A 22,908-nucleotide genomic window follows, 5' to 3' on the forward strand; every position below is an offset into this window, starting at 1 on the left:
AATGGGAAAATATTACACAAACCCCTTATCAATAAAAGAAATTGGAGATCCTTTCGTATTAAAAGCAAAGGATGGAATGTATTATTGTTATGCCACTTCAGCAATAGATGGATTTAAGGTGTGGTATTCAAAAAACCTTGTTGATTGGAAAGAATATGGTTATTGCTTAAAGGCGGATGAAAAATTTTGGGGATATCAAGATTTTTGGGCACCTGAAGTTGTAGAATTTAAGGATATGTATTATATGTTTTATACATGCAGATGGAAGAAAAATAACAGTTTAAGAATTGGCCTTGCGATTTCAAAATCACCTTTAGGACCATTTGAAGATTATTTTAATGGACCTATGTTTGATTTAGAATATGCAGCTATAGATGCTCATGTGTTTTTTGATGATGATGGGAAAAAATATATGTATTTTTCAAGGGATTGTTCAGAGAACATAATAGATGGGAAACATGAAAGTCATATATATGGGGTAGAGCTTACTGATGATTTGTTGAACCTTAAGGGAGAACCAAAACTATTATTAAAACCAGAACAGGAATGGGAATTAAAATCAGGACCTGAATGGCTTTGGAATGAAGGACCTTTTGTTATTAAAAGATCAGGTATATATTACCTAATGTATTCTGCTAACTTTTATGCAAGTAGGGACTATTCAGTAGGATACGCTACCTCTGATAAGCCATTAGGACCTTTTACAAAATATGAGAAAAATCCTATACTATATTCTAACAATGAGTTAATTTCAGGACCTGGACACCATAGCGTAACAATTTCACCTGATGGGACAGAAATGTTTTTAGTTTACCATATCCATACATATCCAGAAAACCCAAGTGGAAATAGGCAGGTTTGCATAGACAGAATGGAATTTGATAAGGAAGGTAATATTTTTGTTATTGGACCGACGATGACCCCTCAAAGAATGCCATCATGTTGAATTTGCTTTTAAGTTTGTAATTATGACAAATGTAAATAAAATATAAGCATATTCAAAAAAATTTTAAAAACCCCCCGATAAAAGGGGGGTTAAATATACTTAGACACGATTAATTTCCTTTAGAGTTTATTAAGGACATTATATATTAACTACACTATAAATATACTTTATTCAATCTATAACAGGTTCTATAAAACAATAAAGGAGGCTTATTATGCTACTTGGTGTTGACTATTATCCAGAACACTGGCCTTTGGAATATTTAGACGAGGATATAGATAGGATTAAAAAGCTTGGTGCTAATGTAGTTAGAATTGGTGAGTTTGCTTGGCATATCATCGAAAAGGAAGAGGGAAATTTTGATTTTTCATTTTTTGATATGGTAATTGAAAAATTAAAGAAAAATGGAATAAAGGTCATTTTTGGGACACCAACTGCAACGCCACCGGCTTGGCTTGTAAAAAAACATCCTGAAATACTTTCAAAGGATGAAAATTTAATGGCAAGAAGTTTTGGTGGAAGAAGGCAGTATTGCTTTAACAGTGGGAGTTATTATGAATATACAAGAAAAATAGTTGAGGCCTTAGCAGAGCATTATAAGCATGAGGAAAATATTATAGCATGGCAGGTGGATAACGAGTTTGGCCATGAAGGAAGCGATATTTGTTATTGTGAAAACTGCCTTAGAGCCTTTAGAAAATTTTTAAGGGAAAAATATAAGGAAATAGACGCCTTAAATAAAACCTATGGGGCGGTATTTTGGAGTCAAACCTATAATGATTTTGATGAAATTCCTCTGCCGTTAAAAACTATAACCTTCCATAATCCTTCACTCTTACTTGATTATGCAAGATTCCGTTCAAAGTCTATTGTTGATTATGCTAATTTTCAGGTGGATATATTAAAAAGAGTTTTAGGCGATAAAAAGATAATAACGACCAATATAGCCGGAGGATTTTTTGATAAATTGTTTGACCATCAAGAGCTTGTGAAAAATATGGATATAGCCTCCTACGACAATTATCCAGTTTGGGGAGGCTTAAGGGAGCCAATACCTCCTGAAGAAATTGCTATGAACCTTGACTTTGTAAGGGGACTTAAAGGAAAAAACTTTTGGATATTAGAAGAACTTATGGGGGCTCAAGGACATAATATTATAGGTTATCTTCCAAGACCTAACCAAGCAAAGATGTGGGCATATCAAGCAGTTGCCCATGGTGCAGAGGCTATATTGTTTTTTAGATACAGGGCAGCAACCTTTGGGACGGAGGAATTTTGTTATGGAATAATTGACCATGATAATAGAGAGGGAAGAAAATTTAATGAGGTTAAGGATTTCTTTAATGACATAATTAAATACGAAAAAATTTTAGGATCTCCTGTTAAATCCGATATTGCCCTTATTTATGATTATGAAAATATTTGGTCATGGAGGATTCAACCCCAAAGCACAGCCTTTAATTTTGTGAAGGAAGCCCTAAGGCTTTATAGGCCATTTTATAAGAAAAATGTTAATATTGATGTCATTTCAACAAGGGAGGATTTTTCTAAATACAAGGTTCTACTCCTACCTGTGATGATGATCCAGGATGATAATTTAAAAAAGAAATTAGAGGAATTTGTTGAAAAGGGTGGAGTTTTAATTTTGTCCTTTAGAGCTGGGATTAAGGATAGAAATAATAATTTAATCTTAGGAGAAGTTTTACCTGGGATATTCAGAAACTTAGCAGGCATCGAAGTTTTAGAGGTGGAAGCACTACAGGAAGGACAAATTGTAGAAATAGAAAATAGTAATGGCAAAAGGGCAAAGGTAAAGGTATGGAGGGATATTATAAGGCCAATCAATGCAAAGTCCTTATACAAATATGCCGATAAATTTTATAGGGAGTTTTCCTGCGTAACTGTAAACAAATATAAAAATGGCAAGGTTTATTATATTGGCGGTGGAGTAGAAGATTTTATTATGGATGAAATTGCAATTGAAGTTATTAAAGAGCTGAGTTTAGAGCATTATAATTCGGAGGAAGGAATTGAAATATACAAAAGGGAGTATGATGGGGAAAAATATTTATTTATCATAAACCATACTGAAGAGGAAAAAGCTTTTGGAGAATATACACTTTCACCCTTTGAAGTCAAAATAGTCGGGGGGATATAGATGATAAAGGTATTAAATAATATATTTGTTTTGGAAGGGAAGAATATTCAATATGCCTTTGGGCCTTATAAGGGCCTCTTAAGGCATATTTATTTTGGCAATAAAGCTGATGAGAAGGACTTTGAACACTTTGAAATTAGGGATATATCCTCTAATGATTCCAGCTGCGATATAGCATGGGAAGAATATACACCTTGGGGGGGACTAAGATACAAAGAGCCGGCTGTAAAGGTAAGATTTAGCGATGGGACAAGGGATTTGGTATTGGAATATGACGGTTTTGCTATTGAAGAGGATGTCTTAAGAATAATGCTAAAGGATAAATTTTATCCAATAGCGATATTTTTAAATTATAAAATATATGAGGAATACGATATTATTGCAAGATGGGTAGATATAAAAAATTTAGGAGAAGAAGATATTTTTATTGAAAAGGCCTATTCATGTGAAATTAATATAGACGGAACAGGATATAACATAACAAATGTATTGGGGCATTGGGTAGGAGAAGGAAGAAGGTTTAAACAAAGATTAGATGGGGGCAAGTTAATCCTTGAAAGCAGAAAGGGTAACACAGGACATAACAATAATCCATATTTTATATTAGATATTGATGCAAATGAAGATAAGGGTGAGGTTTACTTTGGAGCATTAGAATATACTGGTAATTTTAAAATTTTAGTTGAAGCCACTCCCTATTACTATACGAGGCTATTAATGGGGTTAAACGATTTTGACTTTGAATACAAATTAAAGCCCTCAGAGGCACTTATTCTGCCTAAAGCATATATTGGATATACAGACAAAGGATATTCAGATATGTCCCATAGGCTTCATAGATTTGTAAGGGATATTATCCTACCTGTTGACCTTAGAAATTCCTTAAGGCCGGTCCTGTTTAATTCCTGGGAGGCAACTCTTTTTAATGTTAAATGTGATGAACAGATTGAATTGGCAAGAAAGGCAAAGGATATAGGTTGTGAATTGTTTGTTGTTGATGATGGATGGTTTGGAGAAAGATATAGCGATTCAGCAGGCTTAGGGGACTGGAAGGTAAATAGACATAAATTTCCAAATGGGCTGGAGGAGCTAATCCATGAAGTTAACGGGCTTGGCATGGATTTTGGCTTATGGATAGAACCTGAAATGGTAAATCCTGATAGCGAACTTTATAGACAGCATCCTGATTGGGTATATAGGTTTAACAACAGGGAACTTACAACTTCAAGAAATCAGCTGGTATTAAACTTAAGTTTAAATGAAGTAAAGGAGTATATTTTTAATGTGCTGGATGGGTTGCTTACTAATTACAATATAAAATATATAAAATGGGATATGAATAGGCCCTTTTCTGAGGCTGGGGCTCTTAATTTGGACATAAAAGAACAGAAGATGATTTGGTTTTTACATTCTAAGGCTGTATTTGATCTAATTGAAAGATTAAGGGAAAAACATAATGGGATAGAGATTGAGGCCTGTGCCTCTGGAGGAGGGAGAATGGATTTTGGAGTTTTAAATTATTTCGATGAATTTTGGACAAGTGATAATACCGATGCTTTAGATAGGCTATTTATTCAAGAGTCTGTAAGCTATATTTATCCTGCAAAAACTATGAGATGCTGGGTGACAGATTGTCCAAATTTTATAAATGGAAGGACCATTCCCCTTGAATTTAGATTTCATGTTGCTATGATGGGCTCACTTGGTATTGGAGGAAATATAAATAAATGGACAAAGGAAGAAATTGAATTGGCAAAGGAGAAGATAAAGCAGTATAAAGAAATAAGGCATATAGTTCAAAAGGGAGATCTTTTTAGAATTAAATCCATTCTTAAAGATGAAATCCATGCTATTCAGTATGTTTATCAAGGGGAATCAGTCGTTTTTGTATTTAAGTTATATGAAAAATTCGGGAGAAAACAATATAAAGTTAAATTAAAGGGATTAAATGACGATAAAATATATGAAGTTAAATACAGTGATAAAATTGTTAGAAAAGGTGGAGCTTATTTAAAAAATGTAGGGTTAGAACTTATATTAGATGGAGATTTTTCAAGCCAATTAATTCGATTAAAGGAGATTTAGTGGTGACTACAGCGCTAAAGTAATGTATAATCGGATTAAGAAATGTTGCCTTGGAGGGACAATTATGAAATATACCATTGAAGATGTGGCAAGGGAAGCTGGTGTTTCTATAACAACAGTTTCGAGGGTTATTAATGGGAATTATCCTGTAAAAAAGGAAACAAGGGAGAGGGTAGAGGCTGCAATTAAAAAGCTTAATTTTCAACCCAATCCCCTTGCAAGAAGCCTTATAAATAAACGAACAAATAGTATTGGGGTTGTAGTCCCTGGACTTACAAATATGTTCTTTACTGAAGTTGTGCATGGAATTGAAAGGATTATGAGAAGCAGGGATTATGATGTATACATTAGCGATTCAAGGGGTAGAGCGGATTCTGAAAAAAGAAGGATAAACAAATTTTTAGAAAGATATGTAGATGGGATAGTCCTTATTGACCCTCAAACGGAAAATATGAAAAATGGATTTATAGAAGAGGTTTCTAAAAAGATTCCTGTTGTTTGTATTAATGGTTATCATGAAAACGTTAGAACAAATTTTGTCCTATCAGATGAAGAAAAGGGAACTAAGGAGGCCCTTGAACATTTGATTTCATTAGGGCATAAAAATATTGCCTTTATAAGAGGAGAGAGCAGTTATTCCTATGATATAAAGGAGAATTTATATAAAGAATATATGAAAAATATAGGAATTGAGCCCATAGTTATTACTGTTCAAGATGGAAACAACATAGACGTTGTAGAAAATACGATGAGGGTTTTGATTGAGTTATCATCAAAATATCAATTGGGGAAAGAAATCACTGCCTTCTTTGCCTGCAATGACCTTATGGCAGTTGGAGTTTTAAACGGATGCTATGAACTAAACCTTAAGGTTCCTGATGATATCGCTATAATAGGCTTTGACAATATAATACTTTCACAAATGACAAATCCAAAACTTACAACCGTTGATCAAAACATGAGACTTTTAGGCGAAAGGGCGGCACAAAAGCTTTTAGATCTTATTGAAGATAAAAATCTTTACAGCGATACGGATGTTATTGAAACTAAGCTGATAATAAGAAAAAGCACGTGATCATATTACGTGCTTTTTTATGTTTTTGATAGTTTTAATGAATTTATCTTTATCAGCAGGACTTAAAATTTTCTCACCATATCTTTCTTTTACATAAATATGCCTTATAAATTCATTTATGTCAGGTGCTATAAATGAGTCGGCCATTTGTTTTATTGAGAGGGTTGTATCGGAGGGTTTTAGCTGTTTGAATTTATTTATATAAATCAAATATTTTTGATAATATAATCTAATCTTATTGGTTGGCCTTGCGATTCTTTTGAATATCTTGTTTATCGATAAATTATCCCTTATAAATTCTCTTTCTTCTTTGAATTTTGCATATTCTTTAGAGGAATTATAATATCTTAAAAAAATCTTATAAATTAAGTATATAAAAAGTAAAATTATTAATATTTGAAATATAATTGACATTGATTTATAAAAAACAAAAAGATTTTTATTTTCTTTGTTTTCTATAATTCTTTTTACATCTTTTATTTGTAGAATTCCCTCTTGGCCGTTAGAGCCCACTTTTATCCTTAAGCCTTTAAATAATTTTTCAAAAAGTTTTGCTACAATAATGAAAAACCAAGAAAAAAGATAAAAGAATACTTCTATTGTTTTGTCATAAATAAGGATAAAGAATCTTAATAAGGCCTGTCTTAATTTTTCTATGCTAATTATTACTGAGGTTAAGAGAATAATATAATTTATTTTTTTATTTAACCTTTCTGCATTATCCGAAAGGGTTTCTTCAATTCTTAAGCTCCTTGATAGTATGATTGAAGATACAAGATAAACAAATAATATTCCGGATATTTTGTTTAAGAAGGAAATTTGAAAAAAAATCAAGAAAAAGCCAAAGAGACCAAGTATTATTTTTATTTCAATTTGAAATTTATCAAGGAAATAATAATATGATAATTCTTCTTTAAAAGAGAAAACTAAAACTATAGCTGATAAAATAATTAAAATTGTATATCTTATTAAGGGATTTATGCTATAAATTAAGCCGTAAAATATGAAGGAAAGGGAATAAAGAAGAATGTAAAAAATTAAAAGCCTGTTTATTACATAAAAAATTTTCATTTTACTCACCTTCAAAATATATTTCAATTTGTTTGGTTAATTTTTCTATATTATTAGTATTTAAAGTTATTAAAACTACTTTTTGATAAAATTTTGTAAGATTATTAATTGGACTTACATATTCATCTAAAATTATAGGGGTTATAACAACTATAGTTGTGTTTTTAATAGAATTTTTTGTTTTAATTATATCTTCAAAGGGGCAAAATATGCTGTAATCTATTCTGCCGAGGGATTCTAAAATTTTTAATCTATGGTTAAGACCAAGCCCTGGATTGTGCAATGTGCTATTTAAAAAATTTTGGGCATTTGAAATCAAACCATAGGGCACCTTTAGACTTTCAAATTCATCCACTAAGCTTCTTGTTATGGATATACATCTTTCAATTGCATCTCCGTCGATTTTTTGCCAAAATGGTTTGCAGGTTTCAATATTTAAAGCAATTAAAAGGTTGTTGTCAGTCGTAAAATCGTATTCTTTAACCATGATTTTTTGATGTTTTAAAGAAGAAGGCCAATGGATTTGCTTTAAAGGTTCCCTTCCTGTATATTCCTTTATTCCGATGTTAACCAAAGGGTCCTCAATGATCCATCTTTTTACTGATATATCACCGGTGTATGAACCATAGGGTGTTAGCCTTTTTAGGCTATAGGATTTTGGGAGGGCTACTATTTCTGCAAAGGATTCATAAAATTGTGTCATCGTCTCAAATCCAAAAAGGTCACCGCAGGTTATCTCTGCATTTTTTAATATGTATCGCCCTCTTTTTAAACATGAAACCCTAAAGGATCTTTTTACCCTTTGAAAGGGCAGGACAGACATCTTTGTTTTAAAAATCCCTTTAAAATTATTTCCTTCTATAAACTTAAATTCTTCCGGATATTCCTGGTTTATATTTAGATATGTAATTGGATATATCTTTTTGTTTTCTATTATTGATATAATTTCAAATTCCTCATCTATTTCTACAATTTCTTTAGAGAATTTTACTGAATAAAATAGTTTTTTAAAGGCGTTTTTCTTAGATAAAAAATTAATATATATCCCTAATAGTATTAAAATAAATAGCCATATAAACATCATTTCACCCCTAAAAATTTTCTAAAGGAACGGGAGTGTTCTCTAGTATGCTATTTATGATGTAAAAGCTCTCTTTAGAGCTTTGTTTAGTTAATATTCTATGGCTAAGTATATAGGGAGCAAGGTATTTCACATCCTCTGGAATTATAAAGTCCCTTCCGTTTAATGCAGCAAAGGCTTGGCAAGATTTAAAAAGTGCAAGCGTTCCACGGGGACTTACGCCAAGTTCAATTCTGCTATCATTTCTTGTTGCCTTTATTATATCTAATATATAGTTTAGAACATCTTTATTTGCTTTAACTTTAGTGTAGCTTTCTTTAACATATTTCATTTCTTCAAAGTCTACAACAGCTTCAAGATTCTTTTCAAAATCCCCTTGAACAAATTTATCTATAATTTTAATTTCTTCCTCCCTTTCAGGATATCCAAGACTAATTTTCATTAAAAATCTATCTATTTGTGCCTCAGGAAGGGGAAAGGTTCCATAGCTTTCTATAGGATTTTGTGTCGCTAAAACCATGAAGGGAATAGGAAGTTTAATAGTTTGACCATCGACGGTTATTTGTCTTTCCTCCATTGCTTCCAAAAGGGCTGATTGAGTCCTTGGGGTTGCTCTGTTTATTTCATCTGCAAGTATTATGTTTGTGAATAAAGGGCCTTTTTTAAATTCAAATTCACTTGTTTTTGGATTATAAAAATTGATTCCAGTTAAATCAGATGGTAAAAGGTCAGGAGTAAATTGGACCCTTTTAAATTCTAATCCTAAGGATTTTGCAAAGGCCTTAACAAGGGTTGTTTTACCAACGCCTGGGATGTCCTCTAATAATATATGTCCAGAGGATATAAAGGAAGTAATAATTAGTTCAATTTCCTTATCCTTTCCAACAATTATATTTGAGATATTTTTTATTAATTTTTTTTTAAATTCGATGAATTTATTAAGTTCCATTTTTGACCTCCTTAGATTAATTTTAACTTAATTATACTATAAAAAGTCATAAAAGTTAAATTTTTTGAAACATAAGAAATATTTACAAACTTTTGAAAAAGGATTATAATTTTAATACACTCTAAAAATACTTCTAGGGGGGATATGATGAAAAAGCATTTTAAGGTATTGACATCATGGATTTTGACGCTTTTAATGATTTTTACAATCCTTGGACCTATTAAAGTCAATGCAAATTCAGACACAGTTGAAATCCAAATTCTTGCAACAAGCGACCTTCATGGAAGATTTGTATCCTACGATTATGCAACAAACTCAGTTAGCAAAACAGGTAGCCTTGCTCAGATCTTTTCTGCGGTTAAAAAATTCAGAGTACAAAATCCAAACACTATCTTAGTAGACAATGGTGACACAATTCAAGGCAACTCAAATCAGTTATTTAACAACTCTGAAAAGCATCCAATGATCGTAGCAATGAACGAAATGGGATACGATACTTGGACATTTGGAAATCATGAGTTCAACTATGGTATTCCAACTCTTGAAAAGATAGCTTCCCAATTCAAAGGAAAGGCACTTTGTGGAAACGTATATAAACAGGATGGAACAACATTAGGGGCACCCTATGCTATAGTCGAAAGAGGCGGAGTTAAGGTTGGTATAATAGGAATGGTTACTCCGCATATTACAAAATGGGATGCAGAAAACCTAAAAGGATATACCGTAACAAATCCAATTGAAGAGACAAGAAAAGTAGTAGATAAGATTAAAGACCAAGTTGACGTTATCATCGCAGTTGAACATATGGGTCCAACCCCAGAGTATGGCAACGACGGTGCAGATGAGCTTGCAAAGGCAGTTCCAGAGCTTGCAGCTATTGTTGCAGGACATGCCCATATGAAGGTTGCTAAAAATGTTGTTAACGGCGTAGTAATTACAGAGCCTACAAGCAATGGCGCACAACTTGCAAGAATTACAATTAAGCTTACAAAGAATGCAAACGGAAAATACGTAATTGCAGATAGAAATACTGACGTAAATTCTGAGCTTATTGATGTTTATACAGGTTCATCTTCATCGCCAACTATTGTTTATGATGAGGATAAAGAGCTTTATGAAAAATTAAAACCATATCATGAAATAGCCCTTGCTGATGCAAATACAGTTATAGGTGAGCTTGTTGGTGGGGATCTAGCTCCAGCCGATGAAATAAAGGGAATTCCACAGGCACAGCTTCAGCCTACAGCAATGATTGAGCTTATAAATAAAGTTCAGATGCATTACGGAAAAGCAGACGTTGCAGCTGCAGCACTATTTAATTCCAGATCCAATATTAAGGCAGGACCTATCAAAAAGTCTGATACATCATTGATTTATCAATATGATAACAGCCTTTATGTTTTAAAGGTAACAGGAAAACAACTCAAAAAATACATGGAATGGTCAGCAAGCTATTATAACACATTTAAGCCAGGGGACCTTACAATTTCATTTAATCCAAATATAAGAATATACAACTATGACATGTTCTATGGAGTAAAATATGAAATAGATATTTCAGCAGAACCTGGAAACAGAATAAAGAATTTAAGGTATATGAATGATACTCCTGTTGAGGATGACGATATAATAAAGCTTGCTGTAAACAATTATAGAGCTAATACGCATCTTTTAAACAAGGACACGGGACTATTTAAGGGTGAAAATGTTGAAGTTGTATTTAATTCAGAAATTGATATGAAGGATACTCCACAGGTTAGAGAAATGATTGCAAAATACATAAAGGAAGTAAAGGGTGGAGTAATTTATCCAGAATGCAGCAACAATTGGAAACTTATAGGCTACAGCTGGGATAAAGATAAACATGATAAAGTTGTAGAGCTTGTAAATAGCGGTAAGATGAGCCTTCCAACTTCAGCAGATGGAAGAACACCAAATGTAAAATCAGTTACATGGGATAAGGTTCCGGATATTACAAAAACGATTGAGATAGTATCCTTCAATGATTTCCATGGTGCATTAAAGACAGAAGGAAAGAACCCAGGTGCTGCAAAACTTGCAACTGCAATAAAGGATATTAAAAAGAATAACCCTAATACTATAGTTGTTGCAGCAGGAGATATATATCAAGGTTCAGCTATGTCTAACTTACTAAAAGGAAAACCGGTATCTGATATGTTAAAGAATTTAGGAATAGTTGCATCTGCTGTTGGTAACCATGAATTTGACTGGGGCTTGGATTTAATACCAAAGTGGGCAGAAGAAGGTGGCTTTGATTTCTTAGCTGCAAATATTATAGATAAGACCACAGGAAAACCTGTAACATGGGCAAAGCCATATAAGTATGTAACGGTAAATGGCGTAAAGATAGCTTTTCTTGGCCTTGCAACACCAGAGACTGCCTATAAGACAAAACCTGAAAACGTGAAGTACCTTATTTTTGCAGATCCAGTAAAGACAGCTGAAGAATGGGGGTATCTAATTAAGAATGGTTATGTTCCTGAAGGAAAGGCAGATATTTTAATTGCATTAACTCATCTTGGAACAGCACAGGATGCTACAACTAAGGTTATATCTGGTGAAGGTGCGGATCTTGCACAGGTTAAATATCTTGATGGTATAATTACAGCCCACACCCATATGACAGTTTCAGGATATGTAAATGGCAAGCCAATCGTTCAAGCATACTATAACGGAAGAACTTTAGGAAAATTAACATTAAAATACAATCACTATGGATACCTTATAGGAATTGAACCTTCAGTTGTATCAGTTAGCACAACTTTAGCTGATGATGCTGAGGTTAAGGCTATATATGATAAGTATGATAAAGACTTAAAACCAATACTTGATGAAGTTATAGGAAAAACTGAAGTTGATTTACCACATGATAGATTCCAGGGCTTATCCCTTCTTGGAGAATGGGTAAGCGATGTTATGAGAAAGAGAGCTGGCGTTCAAATTGGTATTACAAATGGTGGAGGATTAAGAACATCTATTCTAAAGGGAGATATAACCGTTGGAAAGATGTATGAAGTAATGCCCTTTGATAATACTCTTGTTAAGATGGAACTTTCAGGTGCTGATCTTAAGAAGGCAATAGAAAATGGTATAATGAACCAAACAATAGGTTGGGTTCAACTTGCAGGTGTTAAAGTTTACTATGATCCAAACGCTAAGCAGGGTGAAAGAATAACTTCAATGAGGCTTGATGATGGAACAAAGGTGGAAATGGATAAATATTATACCGTTGTTACTAATGACTTTATGTATCAGGGTGGTGACAGTTACGATTTTAAAGGTGCTAAAAATGTAGTAGATACAGGAATTCCAATAAGGGAAGCATTAATTGAAGAGTTAAGAAATGTTAAAGTTATTGCACCAGTGCAGGTTGGATATTTAGTAGCTGGTGAAGACCCAGTTAAAGATGAAGTTAAGGAAGTCAAAGAAGAAAAGCCAGTTGAAAATAAACCTGTTATTAAGCCACAGCCAAAGAAATATGTTACTGTTACAGCATCAAGCCTATATGTAAGAAGCTCCTACAAGAAGGAAGCAAGAGCAATTGGTTCATTAAAGAAGGGAACAAAGGTTGAAGTAGTAGGACAGGTTGGAAATTGGTTAAAGATTAACTACAAAGGGAAGACAGGATATATATATAAAGCTTATACTAAGTAAAGGGGTAGCATTGCTACCTCTTTATCATTTTTGAAAATTTTAATTAATATATATTTAATATATAGTTGATTTTTATGAAATAAAATTGTTGAAAAAAATCGAATTTAAAAATAATTTTTGAATTGAAAAAATTGAATTAAAGGTGTATAATAAAATTGTTCAAACGTTTTCACAGTGCTTTTGCACTGTGAAATTAAATATTAAAATTGTCCAAGCTTACTTAAAATTAAAATTAAAGGGGGATCTTTATGAAAAAACTTTTAAGCCTTATTTTGGCACTCACATTAGTAGTGTCAGTATTTGCAGGCTGTGCTAAGAAGGGCGCAGACCAAACACAAGACCAAGGCAATCAACAACAAGCAGAAGAAATTAAGCCAGAAGAAGGTGCAAGCCTTGTTGTTTGGGAAAGCGACGGACCAGAAGGAGAATTTATAAAGTTTGCAGCACAAGAATTTGAAAAGAAATATGGTGTAAAGGTTAAATTTGAACCAGTTGATCATACTCAAACATCAGGAAAGTTACAACAAGATGGACCTGCAGGTGTTGGTGCTGACATAATTTCAGCTCCACATGACCACGTTGGAAAAATGGTAGCAGCAGGTTTAATTCAACCAAATCATAATCCAGATAGATTTAAGAATGGCTTCCTCGAAGCAGCTATTAACGGTGTAAGCTATGAAGGAACAATTTATGGATATCCAACAGCAATAGAAACATATGCATTATTCTATAACAAGGACATAGTAAAGGAAGCACCAAAGACATTTGAAGAAATAGTTGAATTTGCAAAGACTTATAACAATCCAAAGGAAAAGAAATATGCATTAATGTGGGATGTTGGAAACGCATACTTCTCACATTGCTTCTTAACAGCATTTGGAGGATATGTATTTGGAGATAATGGAACAAATAAGGACGATATCGGATTAAATAACGAAGGTGCAGTTGAAGGTGCTAAGTATTTTAAATCATTGAGAAGTATATTTGATGTAAAACAAAAGGATGCTAACTATCAATTCATGGATGGACAATTTGCAGCAAAGAAAGCTGCTATGATAATCAATGGACCATGGGCAGTTGCAGGATATCAAAAGGCTAAAGTTAACTTTGGTGTTGCTCCACTTCCAACAATGAACGGAAAGCAGCCAATATCATTCTCAGGAATCAGAGGATTATACTTAAGCTCATTTACAAAGTATCCTAATGCTGCTAAACTTTTCTTGGATTTTGTTACTTCAGATGAGATGCTTTTAAAGAGATTCGAAATGACAAGACAAATACCTCCAGTTAAAGCATTAATGGATAAGCCAGAGATAAAGGATGACCCAATAGTTGCAGGATTTATGGCTCAAGCACAAAACTCAACTCCAATGCCATCAATACCACAAATGGCTCTTGTTTGGGAACCAATGGCTGCAGCATATTCAGCTATTTGGGATGGAAAGATGGAACCAAAGGCAGCTCTTGATAAGGCTGTTCAAACTATAAAGGACGCAATAGCTTCACAAAAATAATTTATTATTTAAAATTTAATGGCATGGAAGTTTACTTCCATGCCTTATATTTAAAATGAGGATTTGTTTTTAGGAGGGAAAAGGATGGAGAAAAAGAAAAAGTCGATGCTTTTATCTGCACTTTTCATGGGACTAGGACAGATATACAATAAGCAGTATATAAAAGGAATATCTTTTATGTTGGTTGAAATTTTAGCTTTAATTAATATCCCTAATTTTGCTAATGCTTTTTGGGGATTGTATACTCTGGGTGAAGTAAAGTTTCATTATGTTAACGGGAAAGCTGTTTTTGATCATTCAATATTTTTAATGCTTCAAGGCCTAATAGCTGTGTTAATATTGCTTTTAGTAATATTTTTATATTTATTTAATATTAAAGATGCAGGAGTTAATGCTGAAAGGATTGAATATAAAAAACTGACAATACATGATAAATTAGATAGAATGTTTCCCTATATTGTTTTAACTCCTGGACTTTTGTCTCTTATGTTTTTAATTTTATTACCAATAATATTTACTGTTCTTGTCGCATTTACAAACTTTTCAGCACCTTATCATTTACCACCAAGGAATCTAGTTGATTGGGTTGGATTTAGTAATTTTAAAGATCTTTTTAGTATGGATATATGGAGCACAACACTTAAGGGAACAATAAAATGGACAATTATTTGGGCATTTTTAGCAACTTTTACGAGTTATTTTGGTGGACTATTTTTGGCTATGCTAATAAATTCTGCTGAGGTTAAAATAAAAAAGTTTTGGAGAAGTATTTTTATATTGCCCTATGCTATCCCAGGGTTAATATCAATGCTTGTTATGAGGCTTATGTTCAGTGGACCAGGAATAATAAATGACATGATAGAAAAAATTGGATTGCCAAGGATAGATTGGTTAACAGAACCTTTAAATGCAAAAATAGTGTTAGTATTAATTAATCTTTGGTTAGGTGCACCTTACTTTATGGCTCTTATGACAAGTATATTAACTAATATATCTAGGGATTTATATGAGTCCGCAGATATAGATGGTGCAACAGGATTTCATAAGTTTTTCCATATAACATTACCTTTAGTTTTTTATTCAACAGCTCCATTAATTATTATGAGTTTTGCATACAATTTTAATAACTTTATGTTAATTTATGCGGTAACTGATGGAGGACCTGTAAACCCTGAATATAGGTATGCAGGACATACAGATTTATTGATTTCCTGGATATATAAAATGACTTTAGATCAACAACAATACCATATGGCGTCGGTTGTTACTATTTTAATTTTCTTAATGATAGCACCTATCGTAGCATATTCATTCACTAGAACAAGGTCATTTAAAGAGGAGGATTTGATACAATGATGGTTTCTAATATTGAAAGAAAGGAATTTATTAGTCCTTCATATAAAAAGAAATTAAGTCCTAAAAAAATGATATTAAGAATATTTTTATATACTTTTTTGATAATACATTCAATTGTTGTATTATTCCCTGTTGTTTGGACGATTGGTTCATCATTAAATCCAGGTAATAGCTTATATAGTTCTACTATGTTTCCTAAGAATCCTACTTTTATTCATTATAAAGAACTCTTTACAAAAACAGATTATCCAATTTGGTATATGAACACATTGAAAATTGCTTTTATGAATATGATTTTATCTGTGATACTAACTTCTTTTACAGCTTATGTTTTGTCAAGGTTTAAATTTAAAGGAAAGAAGTTAACACTAATGACAATACTTGTTTTACAAGTATTTCCAAGCTTTTTAACTCTTACTGCTATCTATGTTTTGTTAATGCAATTAAATCTATTAAATACACACATTGGATTGGTGCTATTTTATGCTGGAGCACAAATTCCAGGCAATACATGGGTAGTCAAAGGATATCTTGACCAAATTCCAAGAAGTTTAGATGAAGCGGCAAGAGTTGACGGGGCTTCAAACTTTACAACCTTTACAAAGATCATAATGCCTCTTGCAAAACCAATTATTGTTTTTCTTGCATTGACAAGTTTTACAGGACCATGGATGGACTTTATTTTCCAAAGATTAGTTTTAAGAACTGCTGATAAGAAAACATTAGCAGTAGGACTCTTAGAAATGGTTACAGGACAAGCAAATACTAAATTTACAACCTTTGCAGCAGGTGCAATTTTAGTTGCCATACCGATTGTTATTATATTTACATTTATTCAAAAATATATAATTGAAGGATTATCTGCAGGTGCAGTAAAGAGCTGATAAAAATTGCCAGCATCAATGATGCTGGCAATTTTTAGTATCTCCAGTCATATACAGGAGTGTCGACAGAACCTTGGGGATCGCTAGGAGCGGTAAAAACTCTATTATAGCCTGATTCCCATCTCACATTTCCATTTGAATCTTTTATTATAAATTTAAACTCAAAAGTTTTTCCTATAGGAATGCTAACAGGTAAAAACCATTCAGGATAATTTGGACACATCATTGATTCGGTTGATTTATTTGTATCCCAATTGCCCAATTCAGGTAAATTACCTACAATATGAACATTTTCACCCCATTGAGTATTTGCTCTAACATGGAATATAACTTGGACTTGATCTCCTGAAAGAACTTCATAGTCAAATTGATTGCTTGTTTTACCTGATTTAGTTACGGTAATTTTAACAGTTCCGGGTGTTACGTTAGGAACAATAGCTTTTATCATATCATATTGGTTTGATATTACTGTTGCAACAGTATTATTAAATTTAACTGTTATTTGCCCATCTAAATTTTCTCCATAAATATACACTATATTTCCAGGACGCCCCATTGTAGAAATTACATCTCCTATAACAGGATCTGCAATAGTTGGATTATAACTCCACACTGATACTTCGCCTGGATTCATTGTAAATGGACCACCCATAAGTTTACCATTTGATACTACTAAGGTCCTTCCACCTAAGAGACCATTTAAATAATCAGTATAATTGCCATTAGGCAAAGACACAGAAATGTTTTGATTTACATGAACACTTTTATCGGGCTGTCTATTGATTGCAATAATTACTTGTTTATTGAAAAATTGTCGCTTCATTATTAGAACGTCATCATTTGCAAAAAGTATCTCTGTTGTTCCATATGCTAAAGCATTATTAGTTTTCCTTAAACTAGATAGAATAGAAATTATTTTAAAAGCTGTTGTATTTGTATCAAATGAACATGATTTTTGCATAAACATTCTCCCTGCAATATCACTGCTATCATTGGGAGTTAAATATTGTTCTGTTCCATAATATATATTTGGTATTCCTCGAGATGTTAATAATGCTACCAGCGCTGCATGATAAACTTTTTTATTTCTTTGAATATAACCGAATCTTGTAACATCATGGTTATCAATAAAAGTAACTGCTTGATTTTCATATTTATAGTCGTTTGAAGTGTATATTAGCATATTGGCAAAGTCACTCATTGGTTTGCTAAAATCACCGAATGTTGATGTTATGCTCCTGAAAAACTCAAAGTCAAGATTGTTAACACCTGTTCTATCAGGGAAAGTCTTATATTCATCATATTTTGGATCAGGTCTTCCTATAAAAAATTCACCAAAATGAGTTATAGGACCGCGTGATTCACTATCAACAGCATCCTTTAATCCCTTAACAAATGCGGGATTCATATGCAAAGTAGCATCATGCCTAATCCCATCAATACCCTTATTCTTCCAGAATAATACTGCTTTTTCTAAATGTTTGATTACAAGATGATTTTCTTGTGAATAATCTGCTAAAGAGCCTAGATCTTTATGTCTGTATCCAAATTTTGAAGAATCGTTACCTCTGTCACCTAGTCCATGAAAGAAACCTTGAGTGTCATTGTGAGGATCTGCAACTAAATTTTCTATTTTTCCATCACCATTATAATCAATGGGTTCACCGTCAGAATTAAAAACATAATTACCATTGCTATCTTTATCAGGTTCATATAATTTCCCGTCTTCTGGTTTGAAATTATCTGTTGGATTTTGCCATCTACTACTATGATTAGTAACAAAATCTATAATCAATTTAATTCCATTTTGATGCAAAGCATCTCTTAAACGAGCAAAATCTTTCATTGTTCCAAAGTGTTTATTAGTTGTGAAGTAATTTCTTGCATGATATCCGTGAAAACTTGTCCAAATATTGATTGAACCATCAGGCTGTTTGTCAATAATTTCTGTATCGCGATTTGCGTATGGTGCAGAAATCCATACAGCGGTTATACCCATTTGTTTTAAATATGGAACTTTATTTATTATACCTTGAAAATCTCCACCTTGATAAAGTTTCAAATCGTTCCCATCACCTAGTCCATCCCCATTTTTATCATCAAAAAGTGTAGGGGAAGATGGGATGTTGTTAGAAGGGTCACCATCAAAAAAGCGATCAGTTATTATCTGATATATAACATCCTTAGAAGTAACTGGACCGAGTGGATTGGAATCAATTTGAACTGTTTGAGAAGCAAAAATTAATTTTAAATAGCTTGATAAGATAAGGAAAGATAAAATCGTTAAGCAGATAACAAATTTTTTGAATTTTGAAATAAAAATTTTCATGAAATTTCCCCTCCTCTTGTTCAAACGTTTTCACAACTATTTTATCAAACAAAAAATGTGAGCTCAATATTTATTAACATAAATTAACACTAATAGAAATATAAAGAATGTTTGCGGCTTTGAAATCATTAATCTTTAAAAAATTAGAATAGTCCTTTTTCTATTGCTAAAAATACCTTGTTTATGTAATATTAAATTAAACAATGATTATGGAGTTGGTGTTATGGGTGAAGCATTTAAGAGAATTGAAACAAAGATGACATATAAAGAATACTTAAATTTACCTGAGGGTGAAAGAGTTGAACTTATAGATGGTTATGTTTATAATATGGTGGCGCCATCAAGAATTCACCAAGAAGTTTCCATGAATCTTTCAAGGATATTTTCAAATTTTCTTTTGGGCAAAGAATGCAAGGTTTATGCAGCACCCTTTGATGTAAGGTTAATAAAAGAAGGACAGAGGGAGGATGAGGCTGATACTGTTGTTCAGCCGGATTTATCTATAATTTGTGATAAATCTAAACTTGATGAAAGGGGTTGTAAGGGTGCCCCGGATATGATTATAGAAATAGTATCTCCTTCAACTGCATCAATAGACTATATTAAAAAGCTAAACTTATATGAAAAATTTAAAGTAAAGGAATATTGGATAGTAAATCCCATCGAAAAAATAGTTATAGTTTTTTTGCTTAATAATAACGGAGAATATGGAAAACCTAAAATTTATGGAGAGGAAGATATAGCTAAAGTGGAAATATTTGAAGACTTTAGTATAAATGTAGGTGAAATTTTTAAATTTTAAAGGATGGGGAAGGATGAAAAAAAGAATTTTTGAACTTGATCTTTTAAGATTTATAGCCATAATAATAATGTTAATATATCATTTAGCATATGATATAAAGTATTATTGGCCTAAAGATATTAATTTAGAAGGTTTATTTTGGATAATTATAGCAAATATAGGACAATTTCTATTCATTTTTGTTGCTGGAATATCCAGCGGATTTAGCAAAAACTCATTTAAAAGGGGATTAAGAGTATTTGGGATAGGGATTTTAGTTACCATAGCAACTTATATCTTTATAGAATACGAATATGTAAGATTTGGCATACTCCACTTTTTAGGTGTAAGCATGATGCTATATCCTTTGCTGTCTAAACTCAATAATAGAATTTTAATTCCTTTTGCAATTATTTCTTATTATTTAGGATATGTATTTAAAAATATTACTGTTGATACTTTTTTACTATTACCCTTTGGGCTCTACTATAATGGCTTTGCATCAATTGATTATTTCCCTATATTCCCATATATTTCTTACTTTATTTTAGGTATAGTAGCCTACAAAAGCATTTACTCTAAAGGGAGAAGGCTTTTTAATGTTAATAGAGAATTTAAGGCTTTAGAATTTATAAGTAGAAATTCGCTTTTTATATATATCATTCATCAGCCAGTATTCTTAGGGATAATCTATTTACTAAGAAATCTACAAAAATAGGGAGGAATACTTATGATATATTTTGATAATAGTGCAACAACAAGGCCATATAAAGAAGTTGTTGATGAAGTTTTAGACTGCCTTATAAATAACTTTGGAAATCCATCCTCTGCCCACAAACTTGGAATTGAAGCGGAGAAAAAAATAAGCCTTGCAAGGGAGAGGGTAGCAAGGCTAATAAACGCTGAACCTAATGAAATATATTTTACTTCAGGTGGAACAGAGGCAAACAATACTGTTTTAAAGGGCCTTTTAAAAAGGGGAGACCATGTTATAACTTCCTCCATCGAACATAAAAGCGTTAAAGAGGCTGTAAAACAGCTCGAGGATGAGGGCATTGAGGCTACATATCTTTCTGTTGATAAGGATGGTATAATCGACCTTAATGAACTTGAAAGATCAATTAAAGATAATACAAGGCTTGTTACGATAATGTATGTAAATAATGAAATAGGTTCCATACAGCCGGTTGAGGAGATAATAAAGATAGTAAGATCAAAGAGTAAAAAGGCAAGGATTCATTTTGATGCAGTTCAGGCATTAGGAAAGATAAAGATAGATGTAAAAAAATTGGATGTCGACTTTTTATCCTTAAGTAGCCATAAAATACATGGACCAAAGGGTGTTGGAGCTTTATTCATAAGAAAAGATTTAAAATTAAAATCCCTATTAACCGGTGGAGGTCAGGAAAAGGATTTAAGGTCAGGAACAGAAAACGTTCCAGGTATCGCAGGGTTTGGTGTTGCTGCTGAAATTGCATATAATAATATTGAAGAAAACATGAAAAAGGTTAAGGAAATAAAAAGACATTTTATAGAAAGGCTAAAGGAGATTGAGGATATTAGAATAAACAGCCCACAGGATGAAAAGCATATAGATAATATACTTAGCGTATCCTTCTTAGGGGTTAGAGGGGAAGTTCTCTTACATGGCCTTGAGGATTATGAAATTTATGTTTCTACTGGTTCAGCTTGCTCAGCTAAAAGGGTTGGACAAAGAAACTATGTTCTTCCTTCAATAGGACTTAATGAAAAAGAAGTTGAAGGAACAATAAGGTTTAGCTTTTCCCACATGAATGAATTGGAAGAGATTGATAAAACGATCGACGCATTAAAGAACTTGTTAAAATTTTTGAGGAGGTTCAAAAGATGAAAAAGATTTTAGTAAAGTATTCTAGTGAAATAACCTTAAAGGGACTAAATAGGAAAACCTTTGAGGACCTTTTAATAAGAAATATAAGGCAAAGAATAGGAAAGGAAGCAAATATAATAAAAGAGTCTGGGAGAATTATAATAGAAAAATACACCGATGAAACAATAGAAAAGCTAAGAAAAGTATTTGGAGTTTTAGGTGTGGCAGAGGCAACGGTTGTTGAAAAGGATGTTGAAAAAATATGCGAAGCTGCAGTTGATCATATGAAAAAAATTAATTTTAAAACCTTTAAGGTAGAATGTAAAAGGCAGGATAAAAGTTTCCCATTAAACTCCCTTGAACTTTCTAAAAAAGTTGGAGGAGCAATATTAAAAAATATAAAGGATATTTCCGTTGATGTTCATGATCCGGAAGTTACTTTAATGATAGAAATAAGAAAGGATGCATATATTTATTCAAACTACTTAGAAGGTCAGGGGGGTATGCCCTATAAAAGTGCAGGCAAAGGTGTATTGCTTTTATCCGGTGGAATCGACAGCCCGGTTGCAGGATACATGCTTGCCAAAAGAGGTCTTGAACTTGTAGGGGTTTATTACCATAGCCACCCATATACAAGCGAGAGGGCAAAGGAAAAGGTAATAAGCCTTGCAAAGAAACTATCAGAATACACAGGTTCCTTTAAATTATATGTAGTTCCCTTTACAAAGATCCAAATGGAGATAATAGAAAAATGTCGTGAGGATGAACTTACAATAATAATGAGAAGATTCATGATGAGTATTGCCGAGGAAATAGCAAGAAAAGAAGGAGCTCTTTGCCTTGCAACTGGCGAGAGCTTAGGACAGGTAGCAAGCCAAACTTTAGAGAGCATGTTTGTTACAAACAGTGTAGTTGCGATGCCTGTATTTAGACCGCTTGTTGGAATGGATAAGGTGGATATTATGGATATTGCAAGGGAAATAGGAACATATGATATCTCAATACTTCCTTATGAGGACTGCTGCACTATTTTTGTTCCAAAACATCCAAAGACAAAACCGAGACTACAAGATATTGAGAAATCAGAAGAAGCATTAGATATTAAGGCTTTAATTGATGATGCTGTAAATAATGTTGAGATTATTAATATCTAGG

General features: G+C 32.6%; 16 protein-coding genes. 12 read left to right on the top strand and 4 right to left on the bottom strand.

The window, feature by feature from the left end:
• The first annotated feature begins 1 nt into the window (after position 1).
• The 4 genes from Q3V94_RS12505 to Q3V94_RS12520 all read left to right on the top strand — a co-directional run bounded on the left by Q3V94_RS12505 (position 2) and on the right by Q3V94_RS12520 (position 6,264).
• Positions 2–946 (top strand): glycoside hydrolase family 43 protein, encoded by a 945-nt coding sequence (locus Q3V94_RS12505; protein WP_303528182.1) that lies wholly within the window; start codon positions 2–4, stop codon positions 944–946.
• 214 nt (positions 947–1,160) lie between these two features.
• Positions 1,161–3,104: a beta-galactosidase gene (locus Q3V94_RS12510; protein WP_008907948.1), complete on the top strand. Its 1,944-nt coding sequence runs from the start codon at positions 1,161–1,163 to the stop codon at positions 3,102–3,104.
• Complete coding sequence (locus Q3V94_RS12515; protein WP_303528186.1) at positions 3,105–5,189, top strand: alpha-galactosidase; 2,085 nt, start codon at positions 3,105–3,107, stop codon at positions 5,187–5,189.
• 64 nt (positions 5,190–5,253) lie between these two features.
• Entirely contained in the window at positions 5,254–6,264 is a 1,011-nt protein-coding gene (locus tag Q3V94_RS12520) for a LacI family DNA-binding transcriptional regulator (protein ID WP_008907946.1), read from the top strand.
• On the opposite strand, the gene Q3V94_RS12525 is transcribed toward Q3V94_RS12520, so the two are convergent.
• The 3 genes from Q3V94_RS12525 to Q3V94_RS12535 are packed head-to-tail and all read right to left on the bottom strand — an operon-like array spanning position 6,265 to position 9,365.
• A complete protein-coding gene (locus Q3V94_RS12525; RefSeq protein ID WP_303528189.1) occupies positions 6,265–7,335 on the bottom strand; it encodes a hypothetical protein in 1,071 nt (356 codons plus the stop codon).
• Position 7,336: 1 nt separating this feature from the next.
• The gene (locus Q3V94_RS12530) at positions 7,337–8,416 is read right to left on the bottom strand and encodes a DUF58 domain-containing protein (protein WP_303528190.1); all 1,080 of its coding nucleotides are present in this window, start codon (positions 8,414–8,416) and stop codon (positions 7,337–7,339) included.
• 10 nt (positions 8,417–8,426) lie between these two features.
• Positions 8,427–9,365, bottom strand: coding sequence for a MoxR family ATPase (locus Q3V94_RS12535; RefSeq protein WP_303528191.1), 939 nt, complete (start codon positions 9,363–9,365; stop codon positions 8,427–8,429).
• A gap of 147 nt (positions 9,366–9,512) precedes the next feature.
• Between Q3V94_RS12535 and Q3V94_RS12540 the strand changes: the two genes are divergently transcribed.
• From Q3V94_RS12540 to Q3V94_RS12555, 4 genes are all read left to right on the top strand, one after another.
• Entirely contained in the window at positions 9,513–13,040 is a 3,528-nt protein-coding gene (locus Q3V94_RS12540; protein WP_303528194.1) for a 5'-nucleotidase C-terminal domain-containing protein, read from the top strand.
• Positions 13,041–13,288: 248 nt separating this feature from the next.
• Entirely contained in the window at positions 13,289–14,554 is a 1,266-nt protein-coding gene (locus tag Q3V94_RS12545; protein WP_303528196.1) for a maltose ABC transporter substrate-binding protein, read from the top strand.
• An 84-nt stretch (positions 14,555–14,638) separates the two neighbouring features.
• Entirely contained in the window at positions 14,639–15,910 is a 1,272-nt protein-coding gene (locus tag Q3V94_RS12550; RefSeq protein WP_303528197.1) for a carbohydrate ABC transporter permease, read from the top strand.
• A complete protein-coding gene (locus Q3V94_RS12555; protein ID WP_303528200.1) occupies positions 15,907–16,794 on the top strand; it encodes a sugar ABC transporter permease in 888 nt (295 codons plus the stop codon). The genes Q3V94_RS12550 and Q3V94_RS12555 overlap by 4 nt, the downstream gene beginning before the upstream one ends.
• Positions 16,795–16,828: 34 nt before the next feature.
• Here the strand turns inward: Q3V94_RS12555 and Q3V94_RS12560 are convergent, their stop codons facing one another.
• A complete protein-coding gene (locus tag Q3V94_RS12560) occupies positions 16,829–19,123 on the bottom strand; it encodes an alpha-amylase family glycosyl hydrolase (RefSeq protein ID WP_303528203.1) in 2,295 nt (764 codons plus the stop codon).
• A 163-nt stretch (positions 19,124–19,286) separates the two neighbouring features.
• On the opposite strand from Q3V94_RS12560, the gene Q3V94_RS12565 reads away from it, so the two are divergent.
• From Q3V94_RS12565 to thiI, 4 genes are read left to right on the top strand one after another with little or no spacing between them, the layout of a single operon-like run.
• The gene (locus Q3V94_RS12565) at positions 19,287–19,925 is read left to right on the top strand and encodes a Uma2 family endonuclease (protein ID WP_303528205.1); all 639 of its coding nucleotides are present in this window, start codon (positions 19,287–19,289) and stop codon (positions 19,923–19,925) included.
• Between the two features lie 13 nt (positions 19,926–19,938).
• Complete coding sequence (locus Q3V94_RS12570; RefSeq protein WP_008907937.1) at positions 19,939–20,622, top strand: heparan-alpha-glucosaminide N-acetyltransferase; 684 nt, start codon at positions 19,939–19,941, stop codon at positions 20,620–20,622.
• Between the two features lie 12 nt (positions 20,623–20,634).
• Positions 20,635–21,774, top strand: coding sequence for a cysteine desulfurase family protein (locus tag Q3V94_RS12575; RefSeq protein ID WP_303528209.1), 1,140 nt, complete (start codon positions 20,635–20,637; stop codon positions 21,772–21,774).
• On the top strand, positions 21,771–22,907 hold the full coding sequence (gene thiI, locus Q3V94_RS12580) for a tRNA uracil 4-sulfurtransferase ThiI (RefSeq protein ID WP_303528211.1): 1,137 nt from the start codon (positions 21,771–21,773) through the stop codon (positions 22,905–22,907). Before Q3V94_RS12575 ends, thiI begins: the two co-directional genes overlap by 4 nt.
• Position 22,908 lies beyond the last annotated feature (1 nt).

Origin of the sequence: Caloramator sp. CAR-1 (genome assembly GCF_030546345.1) — a bacterium.
Taxonomy (GTDB): domain Bacteria; phylum Bacillota; class Clostridia; order Clostridiales; family Caloramatoraceae; genus Caloramator; species Caloramator australicus.